The sequence below is a fragment of the Rahnella sp. PCH160 genome, assembly GCF_047784855.1.
In the GTDB taxonomy this organism is placed as follows: domain Bacteria; phylum Pseudomonadota; class Gammaproteobacteria; order Enterobacterales; family Enterobacteriaceae; genus Rahnella.
The window spans coordinates 3,780,436-3,796,237 of the sequence record NZ_JBLOGT010000001.1 but is presented as its reverse complement, the minus strand read 5'-3'; the positions used below and the strand labels follow the sequence as shown (position 1 = coordinate 3,796,237).

At 55.2% G+C, this 15,802-nt stretch carries 11 protein-coding genes and 2 pseudogenes; 7 read left to right on the top strand and 6 right to left on the bottom strand.

The features are described from left to right. Positions 1–6: 6 nt before the first annotated feature. The 4 genes from ACM5QY_RS17400 to ACM5QY_RS17385 are packed head-to-tail and all read right to left on the bottom strand — an operon-like array spanning position 7 to position 3,645. A complete protein-coding gene (locus tag ACM5QY_RS17400) occupies positions 7–888 on the bottom strand; it encodes a creatininase family protein (RefSeq protein ID WP_416121965.1) in 882 nt (293 codons plus the stop codon). Between the two features lie 30 nt (positions 889–918). Then, complete coding sequence (locus ACM5QY_RS17395; RefSeq protein ID WP_416121964.1) at positions 919–1,380, bottom strand: RidA family protein; 462 nt, start codon at positions 1,378–1,380, stop codon at positions 919–921. Continuing rightward, on the bottom strand, positions 1,370–2,650 hold the full coding sequence (locus ACM5QY_RS17390; protein WP_416121963.1) for an amidohydrolase family protein: 1,281 nt from the start codon (positions 2,648–2,650) through the stop codon (positions 1,370–1,372). The genes ACM5QY_RS17395 and ACM5QY_RS17390 overlap by 11 nt, the downstream gene beginning before the upstream one ends. Positions 2,651–2,670: 20 nt before the next feature. Beyond that, the gene (locus tag ACM5QY_RS17385) at positions 2,671–3,645 is read right to left on the bottom strand and encodes a PDR/VanB family oxidoreductase (RefSeq protein ID WP_416121962.1); all 975 of its coding nucleotides are present in this window, start codon (positions 3,643–3,645) and stop codon (positions 2,671–2,673) included. Between the two features lie 216 nt (positions 3,646–3,861). Between ACM5QY_RS17385 and ACM5QY_RS17380 the strand changes: the two genes are divergently transcribed. The 4 genes and pseudogenes from ACM5QY_RS17380 (at position 3,862) to ACM5QY_RS17365 (ending at position 8,506) form a co-directional block, all read left to right on the top strand. Then, positions 3,862–4,785 (top strand): LysR family transcriptional regulator, encoded by a 924-nt coding sequence (locus tag ACM5QY_RS17380; protein WP_416121961.1) that lies wholly within the window; start codon positions 3,862–3,864, stop codon positions 4,783–4,785. Positions 4,786–5,047: 262 nt separating this feature from the next. After that, the gene (locus ACM5QY_RS17375; protein ID WP_416121960.1) at positions 5,048–6,037 is read left to right on the top strand and encodes an ABC transporter substrate-binding protein; all 990 of its coding nucleotides are present in this window, start codon (positions 5,048–5,050) and stop codon (positions 6,035–6,037) included. Positions 6,038–6,048: 11 nt separating this feature from the next. Continuing rightward, positions 6,049–7,475: pseudogene (locus ACM5QY_RS17370) on the top strand (amidohydrolase family protein). 26 nt (positions 7,476–7,501) lie between these two features. Further along, entirely contained in the window at positions 7,502–8,506 is a 1,005-nt protein-coding gene (locus tag ACM5QY_RS17365; protein WP_416121959.1) for an isopenicillin N synthase family dioxygenase, read from the top strand. A 189-nt stretch (positions 8,507–8,695) separates the two neighbouring features. On the opposite strand, the gene xylB is transcribed toward ACM5QY_RS17365, so the two are convergent. Together xylB and xylA are read right to left on the bottom strand one after the other, a co-directional pair. Next, the gene (xylB, locus tag ACM5QY_RS17360; protein ID WP_416121958.1) at positions 8,696–10,147 is read right to left on the bottom strand and encodes a xylulokinase; all 1,452 of its coding nucleotides are present in this window, start codon (positions 10,145–10,147) and stop codon (positions 8,696–8,698) included. 140 nt (positions 10,148–10,287) lie between these two features. Further along, entirely contained in the window at positions 10,288–11,607 is a 1,320-nt protein-coding gene (gene xylA / locus ACM5QY_RS17355) for a xylose isomerase (protein WP_416121957.1), read from the bottom strand. 383 nt (positions 11,608–11,990) lie between these two features. Between xylA and xylF the strand changes: the two are divergent. The 3 genes and pseudogenes from xylF to xylH all read left to right on the top strand — a co-directional run bounded on the left by xylF (position 11,991) and on the right by xylH (position 15,782). Continuing rightward, positions 11,991–12,981, top strand: a pseudogene (gene xylF, locus ACM5QY_RS17350) (D-xylose ABC transporter substrate-binding protein). A 67-nt stretch (positions 12,982–13,048) separates the two neighbouring features. After that, the gene (locus ACM5QY_RS17345; RefSeq protein WP_416121956.1) at positions 13,049–14,590 is read left to right on the top strand and encodes a xylose ABC transporter ATP-binding protein; all 1,542 of its coding nucleotides are present in this window, start codon (positions 13,049–13,051) and stop codon (positions 14,588–14,590) included. After that, a complete protein-coding gene (xylH, locus tag ACM5QY_RS17340) occupies positions 14,583–15,782 on the top strand; it encodes a xylose ABC transporter permease XylH (RefSeq protein ID WP_416121955.1) in 1,200 nt (399 codons plus the stop codon). The genes ACM5QY_RS17345 and xylH overlap by 8 nt, the downstream gene beginning before the upstream one ends. Positions 15,783–15,802 lie beyond the last annotated feature (20 nt).

Sequence of the window (15,802 nt, the reverse complement as noted above, 5' to 3'; positions counted from 1 at the left end):
ATTCCTTTATTTAGAGACAAAAGAAGACGAGGGAGGAGTGAAGCTGGTTTGCACAAACCCGTTCCAGTGGTGTTTACCCCAGGTCGGTTCGCTGCGGACTTTCCATTCCATGCGGTGGATTTCGGTGATGGCTTGCGCCCAGCTTGCCGCCAGCGAATCGAGGATCGCGTGACCCTGTTCGGCGGTCGCGCCGGTCGGATCGCCGATGACGCCACTCGGCCCAAAATCATAGGATGCCCAGGCAGCGGCAGGGCGGCCTGATGACAGTGTCGGGCAGGGGAATTCCGGCGGGTAATTGGCGACGGCGTGTTCGATGCGGACGCATTCCGGTGCCAGAGCCAGCATCACCGCCGTTTCGCTGTGACCGGCGTGCATCGCCATTTTTTGCTCCAGCGGACTCAGGAACTGGTTTTCGACATTAGGCACACGGAACACGTCATGCGGGATCATGATCATGTCGCCGTGACGCAGGCGCATTTCCCGCGATGCCATTTGCAGCACCTGCGGTTGTCCGCCGTGACCGTTGATCATCAGCAGCTTGCGGAACCCGGCGCGGTAAAGGGATTCGGCAATTTCCAAAACAGTTTGCTGCAGCGTGTCGCCGGTTAAGGTCAGCGTGCCGGGGAAATTCAGATGCTCGTCTGATTTACCGTAAGTGATGGGGGGAATAGCGTAGGCCGGAATGTCTTTTGAAAGCCGTGCCAGCGCGTGACCTGCCACACCGGAGGAGATCACGCTGTCCACCGAACACGGCAGATGCGGGCCGTGCTGCTCAATCGCACCGGTCGGCAATACGATCACGGTGTTGGCCTTGTCGGGCAGGGCAGCGATGGCTGGCCAGCTCAGAAAAGGGAGAAAACGTTCTGCGGGAATATAGCCGTTAATCATGCTGTGCCTCGTGGTCGGACATTATGGGGTTTAGCGGGATTGCGGTAACCAGGCGGTCGCTTCCACTTCAATCAGCACCTCGGCGCTGGGTAACATTTCACTGACCTGAACCACGGTAGAAACCGGCGGTTGCCCGGCATAAAAAAGCTTTCTGACCCGGCTGTAATACGGGAAGTGATCGAGATTGCGAAAGTACTGCACCAGCTTGACCACATCGCTCATCTGCCCGCCGGCTTCTTCGATGGTGTGGCGGATACTTTCGAGCACATACCAGCTTTGGGCGAGGATCGGCCCCTGTTTGGCGTCGGTGGAGAATTCGCCGGTTTCGCCCAGCAGGAGACGGGCTTCGGCGGGGATATCCTGAAAACCGCGCACGATTGTCGCGCTCTGCGGATTGACGGGAATAATGCCGGAGAGAAAAACGAAATCACCGGCGCGACGCCAGGCGGCATATTTGGCGAGCGGTTTACCCGCTCCGGCTTCAAGACTCATGGGATAACTCCTGATTCCAGGTGCGTTGGTGGGTCAGCCTGCCACGGTGGAAAACCAGACGGGCTGCGCTGTTTAAAGGCCAGGTCAGGCTGTCGCTGCCCGGAAAGAGAACCAGACTGGCCTCGCTGCCGGGGGCGAGCGGCAGGCCGCACTGCACCTCACCGGTCAGCGCGGCGACATCGCAAATCAGTCGCGATTGCTGATCAAATACGTTATCCAGCTGAAGCGCGAACAGGGCGCAGGCCAGCGTATCCAGCGGGTCATAACTCCCCGCCGGACAAAAAGCGTCCTGCACGTTATCGCAGCCGAGCAGCACCGGAATGCCCGCCGTCTGCGCTTCTTTCAGCAGGGTGATCCCCCGCTGGCGCGGCGTGCGGTGGGTAACCGCGTCCTGCAACAGCAGGTTGGTCATCGGCAGCGCAATCAGCGTGACGCGCTGTGCGGCCAGCACACTCAGCACCGCCTGTGCCTGTTGTTCACTGCCGGAGGCCAGCGCGCAGCCGTGGCTGCAACAGATATGGCCGCTGAATTTATTTTCTGAAAGGTAATTCGCCAGCCAGCTCAGGCCGTGTGCCACCGGTGAAAGCTCCTCGTCGATATGCAAATCCAGATTCAGTTGCCAGCGCGAGGCGCTGCGCATCAGGTGGGTCATCGCTGCCGGATCCCAGTTGGACGAGTGGATAAATCCGCCCAGCAGGCAGTGATTTCCGCTAAGCGCCACTGCACGGGCGATGCGGTCAGCCGCGTCGGCATCCGCGAAAAAACTCAGCGGGGCCAGTGCGACCCGTTCCAGCGTGACGCCCGGCTGCGTGATATTGGCCAGCGCCGTCCAGGCCAGCGGCGGAGTGTCATCGAACCAGTCAATATGGGTGCGCAAGCGGGTCACGCCATTGGCTGCGGACCAGGCCATTCCCTTTCTGGCCCGCTGATGAAGATCCGCCGGGGTCCAGTGCTGCCGATCCTGATGCATTGTTTCGATAGCGGCCAGCAGACCCGGTTTTGACGGACGACTGCGGCCGATGGTGAAGGTTTTATCGAGATGCGTATGAGGCTCGGTCAGCCCCGGCAGCGCCAGTGCGCCCTGAGCGTCCCACAAATCATCTTGTTCTGGCTGACAAGGCGTGACGGATGCAATTTTGCCTGCGTCAAAGCGCAGATCTGCCGTCACGGGTTCCCCTGTGTGCACCGGCCACCCGGCAGGAAGCAGCCAGGCGGGGAGGCGAACGTTGGCAATGCCGTTAAGCGGTGAGGCGGGGGTTGGAAAGTTCATCTTGAGGCTCCGCGTTGGCATTACAGGTCGAGGACCAGAACCGGACTTTTGGCGCGCGAACAGCACAGCGTGATCTGGGTGTTCTGCGCTTTCTCTTCTTCTGTCAGCACACAGTCCCGGTGATCGGGAATACCGTCGATGACGTCAGTAATACACGAGCCGCAAATACCCTGTTCGCACGACAACATAATATCGACTTTGGCACTTAATAAGACTTCTGCAATGCTCTGATTTGGGCCGACTAAATAACGTTGCCCGGTGGAGTTCAGCTGAATATGAAATGACTGGCCGTCGGTGTCATGATTTATATTTGCATTGCTGAACCGCTCAAAAGACAATTGATTTTTCTGCCAGTGGTGCGTCTGCATAATGTCTTCAAGGCGCTGAATAAATCCCTCCGGACCACAGGCCATCACCCGCGTATTGTCATCCGGCTGACGCAAACTCAGCGGCGTATTATGTCGCAGGGAATCGTTTGTGCCGCTGTCGTGCCAAAAGACGTGTTTTGCCAGCGCAGGTGCATTCAGACGTGGGGCAAAGGCCGCTTTATCTTGGTCTGCAATGTAGTAATGCAGTTCAAATTCAATGTCTTGCTGCGCCATTTGTTCCGCCATCGTCAGCAGAGGCGTGATGCCGATCCCCCCGGCAAACAGCAGATAGCGCCCGGCTGCGGGCAGTGGGAAATGGTTACGTGGCGTCGAGATGCTCAGCGTGTCGCCAGCGCTGAAATGATGATGAATAAAGTGCGATCCGCCTGTGGAGTTTTCCGCCAGTTTTACGCAGATTTCATAATATTCCCCACCATGATTTTCGGTGCAAAGAGAATATTGACGGGGGCCCAGTTCAGGAATGAAAACGTCAATGTGCGCGCCGGGTAAATAAGCAGGTAATAATCCACCTTGCTGCGCAATAAGTTGCAGGGAAATATTTCCTTTACCATTTACACCGACCGTCTGGATCGTGACAGGAATTAATCCGGCATCTTTCATCGTCATTTACCGTGTTCATTTTGATGAGTCATTCATAAAAGGGACATTCGACTTATTCACCGCATAACGGGTTGTCAACCGGCGCTGAAACAACGCAGGGCGGACTTTAAAAGCGATGAAACGATTGTTCCCGTTGCAATGAAAGCTACGTTATTGTTATAAAACTGTTGCGTCCAGCGCTTTGATTCGCACATCCCGTTGCATAAAAGAGAGCACTCCACTATGTTCGCATTCTCCCGTTTTTTGCTGTACTTCACTGAGGTTGCCCGTCAGGGATCGTTTCGCAAGGCGTCCGAAACCCTGCATGTTGCCGCTTCGTCGATTGACCGGCAGATCCTGCGGGTCGAAAAAGAACTGGCGATGCCGCTGTTTGAACGGCACCCCACCGGGCTGCGGCTGACCGCAGCGGGCGAGCTGTTATTACATTCGGCCAACAACTGGAAAAAGGATTTCTCCCGCGTCTGCGAGCAGCTCGACGACCTGCGCGGTTTGCGGCGCGGGCACGTGCGGATTGCCACCATCGATGCCATTAACCGGCAGTTTTTCTCGGCGATGCTCAGGAAGGTGCATGCCGACTATCCGAATATCTCCTTCACGCTGACCACCATGAACAATGTGGATATTCAGCAGGCGCTGATGTCCGGCGATGCCGACTTCGGGCTGATGCTGAATCCGCAAAGTTCGCGTGAGTTGCAGGTGCGCGCTTTTGCAGAAATCGAGCTGGGGATTGTGGTGCCAAAAGGGCATCCGCTCAGTGCCAGAAGCAGCGTGCGTTTTAATCAGTGCATGGAATATCCGTTTATCCTGCCTGCTGCGCCGCTGATGCTGGCCGAACCTGTCCGGGCGCTGATGAATATCAACGGCGACATGATTAACGAAGTCGCGGTATCCAATAACATCCACATGATCCGATCGCTGATTAAAGAGAAAATGGGTATTGGTATTCTGTGCTGGCTCGACATCATGGATGAGGTGGAAAGCGATGAGCTGCACTTCATTCCGCTGACCGATCCGCAGTTAAAAACATTCACGCTTTCGTTGTGCGTCGCCCCTGCAAGACAGCTTTCGCTGGCGGCCTCGATGATGCTCAAACAACTGGAGATGTTGTTCAGTCAGATCCAGACGCCGGGGCGTGACCGGCACTGATTTGCACGATTATGGTGCGCAGCGCTCTGTCATGAATCAAAGGTTGCAGAGCGCGGGACGATAAATTCCCTGACAAAGCGCAGGGAAAGCCCATCCGCTAAGTTGGCATCTTTCTTGTATAGCTAAGAGTGAGTAGAAGCGGTCAGTGCAGGCAACGGCACGGGACATTGCTCAGCCACCATTTCGCGGTTCATTTTGAGCCGGTCAGGGGGCTGAGCCGCATTCGCTCATCCTCCCTCCGGCGATGATTAGGAGAGGAGCAATGAAGTTAATTTCCCGCATTCCCCTGTCTTGCTGCGTGCTGAGCGCGCTGATTCCGGGTGCATTTTCACTGGCGGCACAGGCTGATGAGAAAATTGCACTGCTGACATCCTGGTACGCGCAGGCGGAACAGGGCGGATATTATCAGGCGCTGGCGACAGGCATTTACAAACGTTACGGGCTGGATGTCAGCCTTCAGTCCGGCGGCCCGCAGGTCAACGGCATGCAGTTGCTGCTGGCAAAGCGCGCCGACGTGATTATCGGTTATGATCTCCAGTTGCTCGAATCAGTGCAGCGTGGTTTTCAGGCCAAAGCCATCGCCGCCCCTTTCCAGTTCGATCCGCAGGGTCTGCTGACGCATGATTCCGTCACTTCCCTCGACGGTCTGAAAGACAAAACCCTTTTAGTCTCCAGCTCCGGGCAATCGACCTGGTGGCCGTGGCTTAAGGCTCGCTATCAGCTCAGCGATTCCCAGGTTCGTCCTTACACCTTCAACATCCAGCCCTTTGTGGCAGACGAAAACGTGGCGCAGCAAGCCTATGTCAGTTCTGAAGTTTTTCAGGCGCAAAAGGCCGGGGTGAAATCGAATTTCTTCCTCTTTTCAGAGCACGGCTATCCCCCTTATGGCGGAATTCTGATCACCCGTCCGGACCTTATCAGCAGCCGGAAAGAGGCGATGGCTAAGTTTGTACAGGCGTCGATGGAAGGCTGGGTGAGTTATCTGCAAAATCCGGCGCCGGGCAATGCGCTGATCAAAAAGGATAATCCGAAGATGACGGACGACCTGCTGGCCTGGGGCGTTGAGCAAATCAAAGCGCATCATCTGATTGACGGCGGCGATGCGGCGACGAAGGGGGGGGGCACCATGACGCAAGCCCGCTGGCAGAAAACCCGTGATTTCATGGTGAACGCCAAACTGCTGAATGCGGATACCGACTGGAAGCAGGCGTATACCACAGAATTTGTTGACCACATGCAGGTTAAACCCTGAGGAGCGTTGCGATGTCATCTGACTCTTTTCTGATTAAACATGCGCACGCGATCCTGACCGGCTTATCGGGAGACGCGGCACGCCACGCCGGGCCGGATATTCGTGTGCGCGGGGGCATCATTGAGGCGATCGGTTCCCTGACGGCTATGCCCGACGAGCGGCTGATCGATGCCCGCGATTGCGTGGTCTATCCCGCCTGGGTTAATACGCACCATCATCTGTTTCAGTCATTGTTAAAAGGTGAACCTCAGGGCTGAACAAAAGCCTGACTGCGTGGTTAAGTGCCACGCCTTATCGCTTTCGCGCCACGTTCGATGAATCGACCTTTCGCCTCGCGGTGCGTATCGGTTTGACCGAACTGCTGCGTTCCGGCTGCGCGACGGTGGCGGATCACAACTACCTCTACTGGCCGGATATGCCGTTCGATACCTCGGAAATCCTTTTCAGCGAAGCTGAAACGCTGGGAATGCGTATTGTGCTGTGCCGGGGCGGTGCAACGCAGGGTCGGACGATTGAGAAAGATTTGCCGCAGGCACTGCGCCCGGAAAACTTCGATGATTATATGGCGGATATGGAACGGCTGGTTGGCCGTTATCACGATCCGAAACCGACGTCTCTGCGCCGCGTGGTAATGGCACCGACTACCTTGCTGCATTCTGCGCCCGGTGCGCAGTTGCGCGAAATGGCCAAACTGGCGCGCAGTCTGGGGATCCGGCTGCACAGCCATCTGTCGGAAACCGTGGATTATCTCGATGTGGCGCGCGCCAAATTTGACATGACGCCGGTGCAGTTTTGCGCGGAACACGACTGGCTGGGAGAAGACGTATGGTTTGCGCATCTGGTGAAACTGCTGCCGCAGGAGATCACGATGCTGGGCCAAACCCGCACCGGCATTGCGCATTGTCCGCAAAGCAACGGGCGTCTGGGCAGCGGCATCGCTGATTTACTGGCGCTGGAAAAGGCGGGCGTTCCGGTTTCGTTGGGCGTAGACGGTGCGGCATCGAACGAAGCCGCTGACATGCAGAGTGAGGCACATGCCGCGTGGCTTTTGCAGCGCGCCCGAAAAGGCATGCTGGCGAAACCGCGCTATGACGGCGGCACTTTTGAAGGTGGCGGCGATGCAGTATCTATCGAAGACGTGGTGCGCTGGGGCAGCGCAGGCGGCGCGCAGATCCTCGGCCTGCAACAAAGCGGCACCGTGCAGGTGGGTATGCTGGCTGATATCGCCATTTACCGGCTGGATGACCCGCGCTACTTCGGCCTGCATGATATGGCAATCGGCCCGGTGGCCTGCGGGGGGCGCGCGTCGCTGAAGGCGCTGATGGTCAACGGTCGGGTTATCGTCGAAAACGATGTCATCCCCGGCCTCGATCTGGACAGCCTGCGCCAGGAGGCGATGTCCGCCGTCCGAACCCTGCAACAGCGCGCTGCGCGCTAACCCCATTGATTAAGAAGGATAAAAAAATGACGCAATCAACTCAAACTCAATCAATCCAAACAGAAGGCTATGCATTGCAGGAACTGGAAAAAGAAGCGGGAATGGGCGCAATGGGTGAAGAGACGTTCGCCCGTGAAGTTCGCTGCATAGACTTGTCAGATTTCGAAAACCGTAAAAGTGAGATCGCCGACGAGCTCTGGAGTGCTGCCGTAGAAATTGGTTTCTTCCAGGTCAGCCATCACGGCATTGCGCTGAGCGATATCCGTCAGGCCTTCAGCATGACAGAAGATTTCTTCTCGCTGCCCGACGAGGTTAAAGCGCAATATCCGCTGGCTCGTAACGCCGGCTGGGAGAATAAGTCTCAGGTGCGCCCGTCAACCAGAACGCCGGACCAGAAAGAGTCTTACCAAATTACCCGTCCGCTGATGCAGCCGCTCTGGCCGAGTGAACAGGAACTGCCGGCGTTTAAACAGACCATGCTGGGCTTTGAATCCCGGTGCTGGCAACTGGGCATGAAATTGCTTTCCTGTTTTGCGCTAAAGCTGGGCTTTCCTGAGGACTTTTTTGAACAGGCTCATAATCCGGACCAGCAAACCTACCAGAGTACGCTGCGCATGCTGCACTACTATGCCACTGAACAGTCGGAGCAGGGGATGTGGCGCGCCGGTGCGCATACGGATTTCGACTGTCTGACGCTGCTTTTCCAGCGTCCCGGTCAGGGCGGATTGCAGGTTTGCCCGGGTAAGGATCGCGAAAGCCAGCAGTGGACCAGCATCGAACCGCGTGAAGAGGTGATCACCTGCAATATCGGGGACATGCTGATGCGCTGGAGCGACGATCAACTGCCGTCAAATTTCCATCGGGTCAGAAGCCCGCTGCCCGGCGAATATCAGGGTGCGCGATACAGCCTGGCCTTTTTCTGTCAGGCTAACAAGGACGTCGAAATTCTGGGGCCACAGGCAAAATATCCGGCCATCAGCGCCGAAGACTACCTGCAACAGCGCATTCAGGCGAACTTTGCGAAAGGGTAAAGAGAACTGAAAAGCAAAAAGCCCGCTTAAGTTGCGCGTGTTGGAAAAGCGTGAAGGAGCCCGGAGGAGGAAAAGCACTTTCCTCCTCCGGGCGGTTTCGACACGGCGAGTTAAGCAATCACCGCACGTAAGAAACTGAAACTTGCACTGTACTGCCTTTAAAACCGATTCCCGATGGTTAATCCGCCATTACATCAACCCTTCAAGCCTCACATACAACTCCCTAAAGACTTCGCGTCGAGCGAGATAAGCCGTGTGCTTCGCCCTGTCCGGTTCATGCACCTGCTCCAACGCCAGCGGCGGTAAAAACTCTGCCAGCGGTCTCCCCGCATTCACGGCGATCTGAGCCAGTCTGGCGGCTCCAAGTGCCGGGCCGACATCTCCACCGGTGCGGTATTCCAGCGTTTCACCACTGATATCTGCCAGCATCTGTCTCCAGTACGGGCTGCGCGCTCCGCCACCAATCAGGGTGATGCTGTGCGGTTTCAGGCCGGTGGCGTGAAGCACATCCATGCCGTCGGCCAGTGCAAAACCGACGCCTTCAAGGACAGCGCGGGCGATATCTGCCGGGCCGTGCTGGTGTGTCAGGCCAAACAAGGTGCCTTTGGCATTCGGGTTATTGTGCGGTGTGCGTTCGCCGGAAAGATACGGCAGGAACCAGACCGGGGAATTGGCGGGAGGTGATTTTTCGGCCAGGCTGATGAGTTCCCCCACAGAAGCGGTGCCGGTGAGCTTTGCCGCCCAGTCCAGACAGGACGCGGCGCTGAGCATTACCGACATCAGATGCCAGGTGTCGGGCAGCGCATGGCAGAAACTGTGGACTGCCCGCTGTGGATTACTGAGGAAACCGTCGCTGACGGCGAAATAAACGCCGGACGTGCCCAGCGATAACATCGCTTGCCCGGTTTTATACAGCCCGACGCCCACCGCGCCCGCCGCATTGTCGCCACCGCCCGCAATAACCGGTACGGAATCCATTTTCCAGCGTGAGGCGAGTTCAGGTAACAGATGACCGGTGATCTGATTACCTTCATATAGGGCTGGCATGTGCTCACGTGTGAGGCCGGTGGCAGCCAGAAGCGTGTCGCTCCAGTCGCGTTTTGCGACATCCAGCCACATTGTGCCTGCTGCGTCGGACATATCGCTGGCGAAAACGCCGGTCATCAGCCAGCGCAGATAATCTTTCGGTAATAAGACCTTATCGATCTTGGCAAATAGCTCAGGTTCATTCTCGCGCAGCCAAAGTAACTTCGGCGCGGTGAAACCCGGCATCATAAGGTTGCCGGTAATCTGGCGTGAATCGGGAACGGTTTTTTCCAGTGTTTCGCACTGGCTGAAACTACGTCCATCATTCCATAAAATCGCCGGGCGCAAGACTTGCTGACGGGTATCAAGCACTGTGGCACCGTGCATCTGACCGGTCAGACCGAGAGCTTTGACGTCTTTCAGCACGTGTTTTTTTTCAAGCGCAGTCACCGCTTTATCGGTTGCTGCCCACCAGTCGGCAGGATTTTGTTCAGACCATAGCGGGTGCGGACGGGAAAGGGTTAACGCCTCACTGTGGCTGGCAACAACCTGACCTTCTTCGCTGAGTAAAATGGCTTTCACGCCGGAGGTGCCCAGATCTATACCAAGATACATAAAATTTCCTTTTTCCTGCCCCGTGCAGCGTGGTTATTACACCGCTGGCGCGCGGGTGAAGGTTTATGGGTTAACCCGTGTCCTGAACGAACAACGCCCTGCGAACCACAGGCAGCAGGGCGTTGATCCATTCTGATAAATTAACCAAACAGATAACGGTTAACCAGATTTTCCAGACGTTCCTGCTGGCCACTCTGATGCTCAGGCGCTAACGCATGTTGCTGCGCGTAGCTGCTCAGGGATTCCAGCGACATTTTTCCTTGCAGGATTTGCTGGCCGAACTCGGTATTCCAGCCCGCATAACGCTGCGCGACGTGTTTATCCAGCTCACGGGTTTCAATCATGCGGGCGGCGACTTTGAGCGCCAGCGCCATGGTATCCATTCCGCCGATATGACCGTAGAAAAGGTCATATTTGTCGGTACTCTGACGGCGTACTTTGGAATCGAAGTTCAGGCCGCCGGTAGTGAAACCGCCCGCTTTGATGATTTCATACATCACCAGCGCATTTTCTTCGACGCTGTTCGGGAACTGGTCGGTATCCCAGCCACATTGCGGGTCGCCACGGTTGGCATCCACGGAACCGAAGATCCCGAGCGCTATCGCATTGGCAATTTCGTGGTGGAAAGAGTGGCCTGCCAACGTGGCGTGGTTGGCTTCGATATTCACTTTGATCTCTTTTTCCAGACCAAATTGTTTCAGGAAACCGTACACGGAAGCGACGTCATAATCGTACTGATGTTTGGTCGGTTCCTGCGGTTTAGGTTCGATCAGCAATGTGCCCTGGAAGCCAATTTTGTGTTTGTGTTCAACGACCATTTGCATGAAGCGGCCAAGCTGTTCACGTTCCTGGCGCAGGTCTGTGTTAAGCAGGGTTTCGTAACCTTCACGGCCACCCCACAACACATAGTTTTCACCGCCCAGCTGTTTGGTGGCATTCATGGCGTGAACCACCTGTGTGGCTGCCCAGCTGTAAACTTCAGGATTCGGATTGGTTGCCGCACCCGCGCCGTAGCGAGGGTTGGTGAAGCAGTTAGCTGTGCCCCACAACAGTTTAACGCCGCTGGCTTCCTGCTTTTGCGCCAGAACGTCGGTCATGATGGCGAAGTTATTGATATATTCTTTGACTGACGCGCCTTCTGGCGAGACGTCGACATCGTGGAAGCAGTAATACGGGACGTTCAGTTTTTTGAAGAATTCGAAAGCCACGTCGGCTTTGTGTTTTGCCAGTTCCAGCGCGTCGCCGGGGTGCTGCCACGGACGGTCAAAAGCGCCCACACCGAACATGTCGTTACCATTCCAGCAGAATGTGTGCCAGTAACACGCCGCAAAGCGCAGATGCTCAGCCATGGTTTTGCCGAGGATCACTTCTTCAGGGTTGTAATGACGGAATGCCAGCGGGTTAGTGCTGTTAGCACCTTCGTAGCGAACGGCGTCGAGCTTGTCGAAATATGCGTGCATTGAATAACTCCTTGAAAACGGGCCCAGCGGGACTGGGAGGCTGAGGGGCTATCTTCGGAGTTGCGGGTAATTCTCACAATTACGTTATTTCACACTCAATTTAATAGAATTATTAAGTGTGCGGTAGATCTCATAAATAAGCCGTTTTGTTTAGCGTTTTTATTCATTCTCCGTAATGCCTCGAGAATAATTGCACTTATCTTGCGGCTATTACAATCAAACCATGATCTCCATCATAATTCCGAGATTAAACAAAAAATCATAACGCAGTGATTAAAATCTGCAATTGCCGATTAATAACCCAGCGTCAACAATCCCTGTGTCATTTCTGTACGAGTTTCTCTGTATCTGCCTCTACTTATTCTTATAAAAGGTCTGACATGATGAAAATGAATAAAATAATTCTTTCTGCCTGTGCCGCTTTAGTATTGTTCAGCCAGTCAGGGTTCGCGAAAGAAATTAAAATTGGTATGGCAATTGATGACTTACGATTAGAGCGCTGGCAAAAAGACCGCGATATTTTTGTGGCTAAAGCCAAAGCGTTAGGTGCGGATGTTTTTGTTCAGTCCGCCAATGGTAACGAAGAAACACAGATGGCGCAGATTGAGAATATGATTAACCGGGGCGTCGATGTGCTGGTTATCATCCCGTATAACGGCGAAGTGCTGAGCTGTGATTGCCGAAGCCAAACGCGAAGGCATCAAAGTGCTGGCGTACGACCGGATGATCAACAATGCTGACATCGATTTTTATATCTCGTTTGATAACGAAAAAGTGGGCGAGCTTCAGGCGCAAAGCCTGGTAGATCGCGTGCCGCAGGGCAATTACTTCCTGATGGGCGGCTCGCCTGTGGATAATAACGCCAAGCTGTTCCGCGCCGGGCAAATGAAAGTGCTGAATCCGTTAATCAAAGACGGAAAGATTAAAGTGGTCGGCGATCAGTGGGCCGACGGCTGGCTGCCGGAGAATGCGCTAAAGATCATGGAAAACGCGCTGACGGCCAATAACAACAAGATTGATGCGGTCGTGGCGTCCAACGATGCGACGGCGGGCGGTGCGGTGCAGGCCTTGTCTGCACAGGGTTTAGCGGGCAAAGTGGCGATTTCCGGGCAGGATGCGGATCTTGCAGCCATCAAACGAATTGAAGCCGGCACGCAGACTATGACGGTGTATAAACCCATCACCAAACTGGCCAACGACGCGGCGGAAATTGCCGTCCAGTTAGGCAAAGGGGAAACACCAAAATCCAATGCCACGTTAAATAACGGCAAGAAAGAGGTTCCTTCCTATTTATTAACACCGATTCAGGTCGATAAAAATAATATCGAAAGCACTGTGGTGGCTGACGGATTCCATAAAAAATCCGACCTTTAATTTTTCAATATTTTCTATGAAAACAACACGTCTTCGCGGAGTGTTGTTTTTATCAGGATAAAATACTATGCCAGAAAAATATGAAAAATCAGCCCTGCTGGATATGCGCAATATCACCAAGAAATTTGGCGCGGTAAAAGCTGTCGATAATATTAGCCTGACGTTATCTGCCGGGGAAGTGTTATCGCTGTGCGGGGAAAATGGTTCGGGTAAATCCACATTAATGAAAGTGTTATGCGGTATTTATCCCACCGGTACGTACGAAGGGGAAATTTATTTCTCGGGTGAACGTCTGACCGCAAAAGGGATACGCGATACCGAACAAAAAGGGATTGCGATTATTCATCAGGAACTGGCACTGGTGAAGCAACTCAGCGTGCTGGAAAACATGTTCCTGGGTAACGAGTGGGGTCGTTATGGGATGCTCGATACCGACAATATGTATTTGCGCTGCCAGCGAATGCTGGCGCAGGTGAAGCTGGATATCGACCCGCATACGCCGGTGGGTGAGCTCGGTCTGGGTCAGCGGCAACTGGTGGAAATCGCCAAGGCGCTGAACAAGCAGGTGCGTTTGCTGGTGCTGGATGAACCGACGGCGTCGCTCACCGAAAGTGAAACCGCAGTTTTGCTCAATATTATTCGTGACCTGCGCCATCACGATATCGCCTGCATTTATATCTCGCACAAGCTCAATGAAGTGAAAGCTATTTCGGATAAGCTCTGCGTAATCCGTGACGGCAGGCATATCGCGACCTGCGATGCGGCCAGTACCTCCGAAAAAGACATTATCTCCATGATGGTCGGTCGCGAACTTACCGAGCTGTTTCCTCCCCGTGAACGCCAGATTGGCGAGGAAATTCTGCGCGTTGAACATCTCACGGCCTGGCATCCGGTGAACCGGCATATCAGACGGGTCGATAACGCCGGATTTACCCTGCATAAAGGCGAAGTATTGGGCGTGGCCGGGCTGGTGGGTGCCGGAAGAACAGAAACGATGGAATGTTTGTTCGGTGTCTATCCGGGGCGCTGGAGTGGTGATATCTGGCTCGGCGGCCAGAAAGTGCAAATCAACGGTTGCCGTGACGCCATGCGCCGGGGTCTGGCGATGGTGCCGGAGGACCGCAAGCGCGACGGTATCGTGCCGGTGATGGCGGTGGGCAGCAACATTACGCTGGCGGCGTTAGACCAGTTCAGCGGCGGTGGCGTTCTGCGTGAAGCGCAGGAACAGCACACCATCAGCGAATCGGTCAGACAGCTCAAAATCAAAACGTCTTCTCCGGAGCTGGCGATTGGTCGCCTCAGCGGCGGTAATCAGCAAAAAGCCATTCTGGCCCGCTGCCTGTTGCTCAAACCTAAAATCTTAATTCTCGACGAGCCGACGCGTGGCATTGATGTCGGGGCGAAACATGAAATCTACAAACTGATCGGCCAACTGGCGGCGCAGGGGATGGCGATTATTGTCATTTCCTCCGAGTTACCCGAAGTGCTGGGGCTCAGCGATCGCGTGGTGGTTATGCATCTCGGGCAGGTAAAAGCCTGTCTGGATAATAATAATCTAAGTCAGGAACATGTGATGGAAGCTGCCCTGAGGAGTGAAGCTCATGTCTAAATTTCCCCAAGCAGGAAACCCGTCTGCTGCGGCGGGTGAGGGTGAAACCGGCAGTGTATTGCCGATCCCGAAGCTAAAGAATATTAACCTTCAGGTTTTTGTCATGCTGGCGGCCATTGCGGTGATTATTGTCTTTTTCAGCCTGACGACAGACGGTGCGTATATCAGCGCGCGTAACATTTCGAACCTGCTGCGCCAGACCGCCATCACCGGTATTCTGGCCGTCGGCATGGTCTTTGTGATTATCTCCGCTGAAATCGATCTCTCCGTCGGTTCGATGATGGGATTGCTCGGGGGCGCTGCCGCTATTTTTGACGTCTGGTTAGGCTGGCCGCTGCCGCTGACCATTGTGGTCACGCTGGCGCTGGGGCTGTTACTTGGCGCATGGAACGGCTGGTGGGTTGCTTACCGCAAAGTACCTTCTTTCATCGTGACACTTGCCGGGATGCTGGCGTTTCGCGGCATTCTGATAGGGATAACCAGCGGGACAACCGTCGCGCCGACAACGCCTGCCATGTCCCTGATTGGCCAAAGCTATCTGCCGGATTCCTTCGGGTTTGGCATAGGTGCGGTGTCGCTGGCGCTGTTTATCGGCTGGCAGTGGCGCAGACGTAACCAGCGTGCGGCGCTCGGCCTGCCGGTCACGGCGGCGAAAAACCACGTCACCCGTCAGGCGCTGACGGCGATTATTGCGCTGGGCGCGATTTATCTGCTCAACGACTATCGCGGTGTCCCGACGCCCGTGCTCATTCTGGTGGCACTGATGCTGGGCGGAATGTTCATGGCATCGCGGACGTCGTTTGGTCGCCGTATATATGCCATCGGCGGTAATATCGAAGCTGCCAGATTATCGGGCGTGAATGTTGAACGCAGTAAGCTGGCGGTGTTTGCCATCAATGGTCTGATGGTGGCGATTGCCGGATTAATCCTTAGCTCACGTTTAGGTGCCGGGTCACCTTCTGCGGGCAACATTGCAGAACTTGATGCCATTGCGGCCTGTGTGATTGGCGGCACGAGCCTGGCAGGCGGTGTCGGCAGCGTGGCGGGCGCCGTCATGGGTGCGTTTATCATGGCCTCGCTCGACAACGGCATGAGTATGCTCGATGTCCCGACGTTCTGGCAGTACATCGTCAAAGGCGCGATTTTACTGCTGGCGGTGTGGATGGATTCCGCCACTAAGCGTCGGGCATAAAAACGCCGGGAAACCGTGCG

Coding starts and splice junctions, on each gene's coding strand:
- ACM5QY_RS17385 (WP_416121962.1), bottom strand. CDS start 3,645: ATGACGATGAAAGATGCCGGATTAATTCCTGTCACGATCCAGACGGTC.
- ACM5QY_RS17365 (WP_416121959.1), top strand. CDS start 7,502: ATGACGCAATCAACTCAAACTCAATCAATCCAAACAGAAGGCTATGCA.
- xylB (WP_416121958.1), bottom strand. CDS start 10,147: ATGTATCTTGGTATAGATCTGGGCACCTCCGGCGTGAAAGCCATTTTA.
- xylH (WP_416121955.1), top strand. CDS start 14,583: ATGTCTAAATTTCCCCAAGCAGGAAACCCGTCTGCTGCGGCGGGTGAG.
- ACM5QY_RS17345 (WP_416121956.1), top strand. CDS start 13,049: ATGCCAGAAAAATATGAAAAATCAGCCCTGCTGGATATGCGCAATATC.
- ACM5QY_RS17390 (WP_416121963.1), bottom strand. CDS start 2,650: ATGAACTTTCCAACCCCCGCCTCACCGCTTAACGGCATTGCCAACGTT.
- ACM5QY_RS17395 (WP_416121964.1), bottom strand. CDS start 1,380: ATGAGTCTTGAAGCCGGAGCGGGTAAACCGCTCGCCAAATATGCCGCC.
- ACM5QY_RS17375 (WP_416121960.1), top strand. CDS start 5,048: ATGAAGTTAATTTCCCGCATTCCCCTGTCTTGCTGCGTGCTGAGCGCG.
- xylA (WP_416121957.1), bottom strand. CDS start 11,607: ATGCACGCATATTTCGACAAGCTCGACGCCGTTCGCTACGAAGGTGCT.
- ACM5QY_RS17380 (WP_416121961.1), top strand. CDS start 3,862: ATGTTCGCATTCTCCCGTTTTTTGCTGTACTTCACTGAGGTTGCCCGT.
- ACM5QY_RS17400 (WP_416121965.1), bottom strand. CDS start 888: ATGATTAACGGCTATATTCCCGCAGAACGTTTTCTCCCTTTTCTGAGC.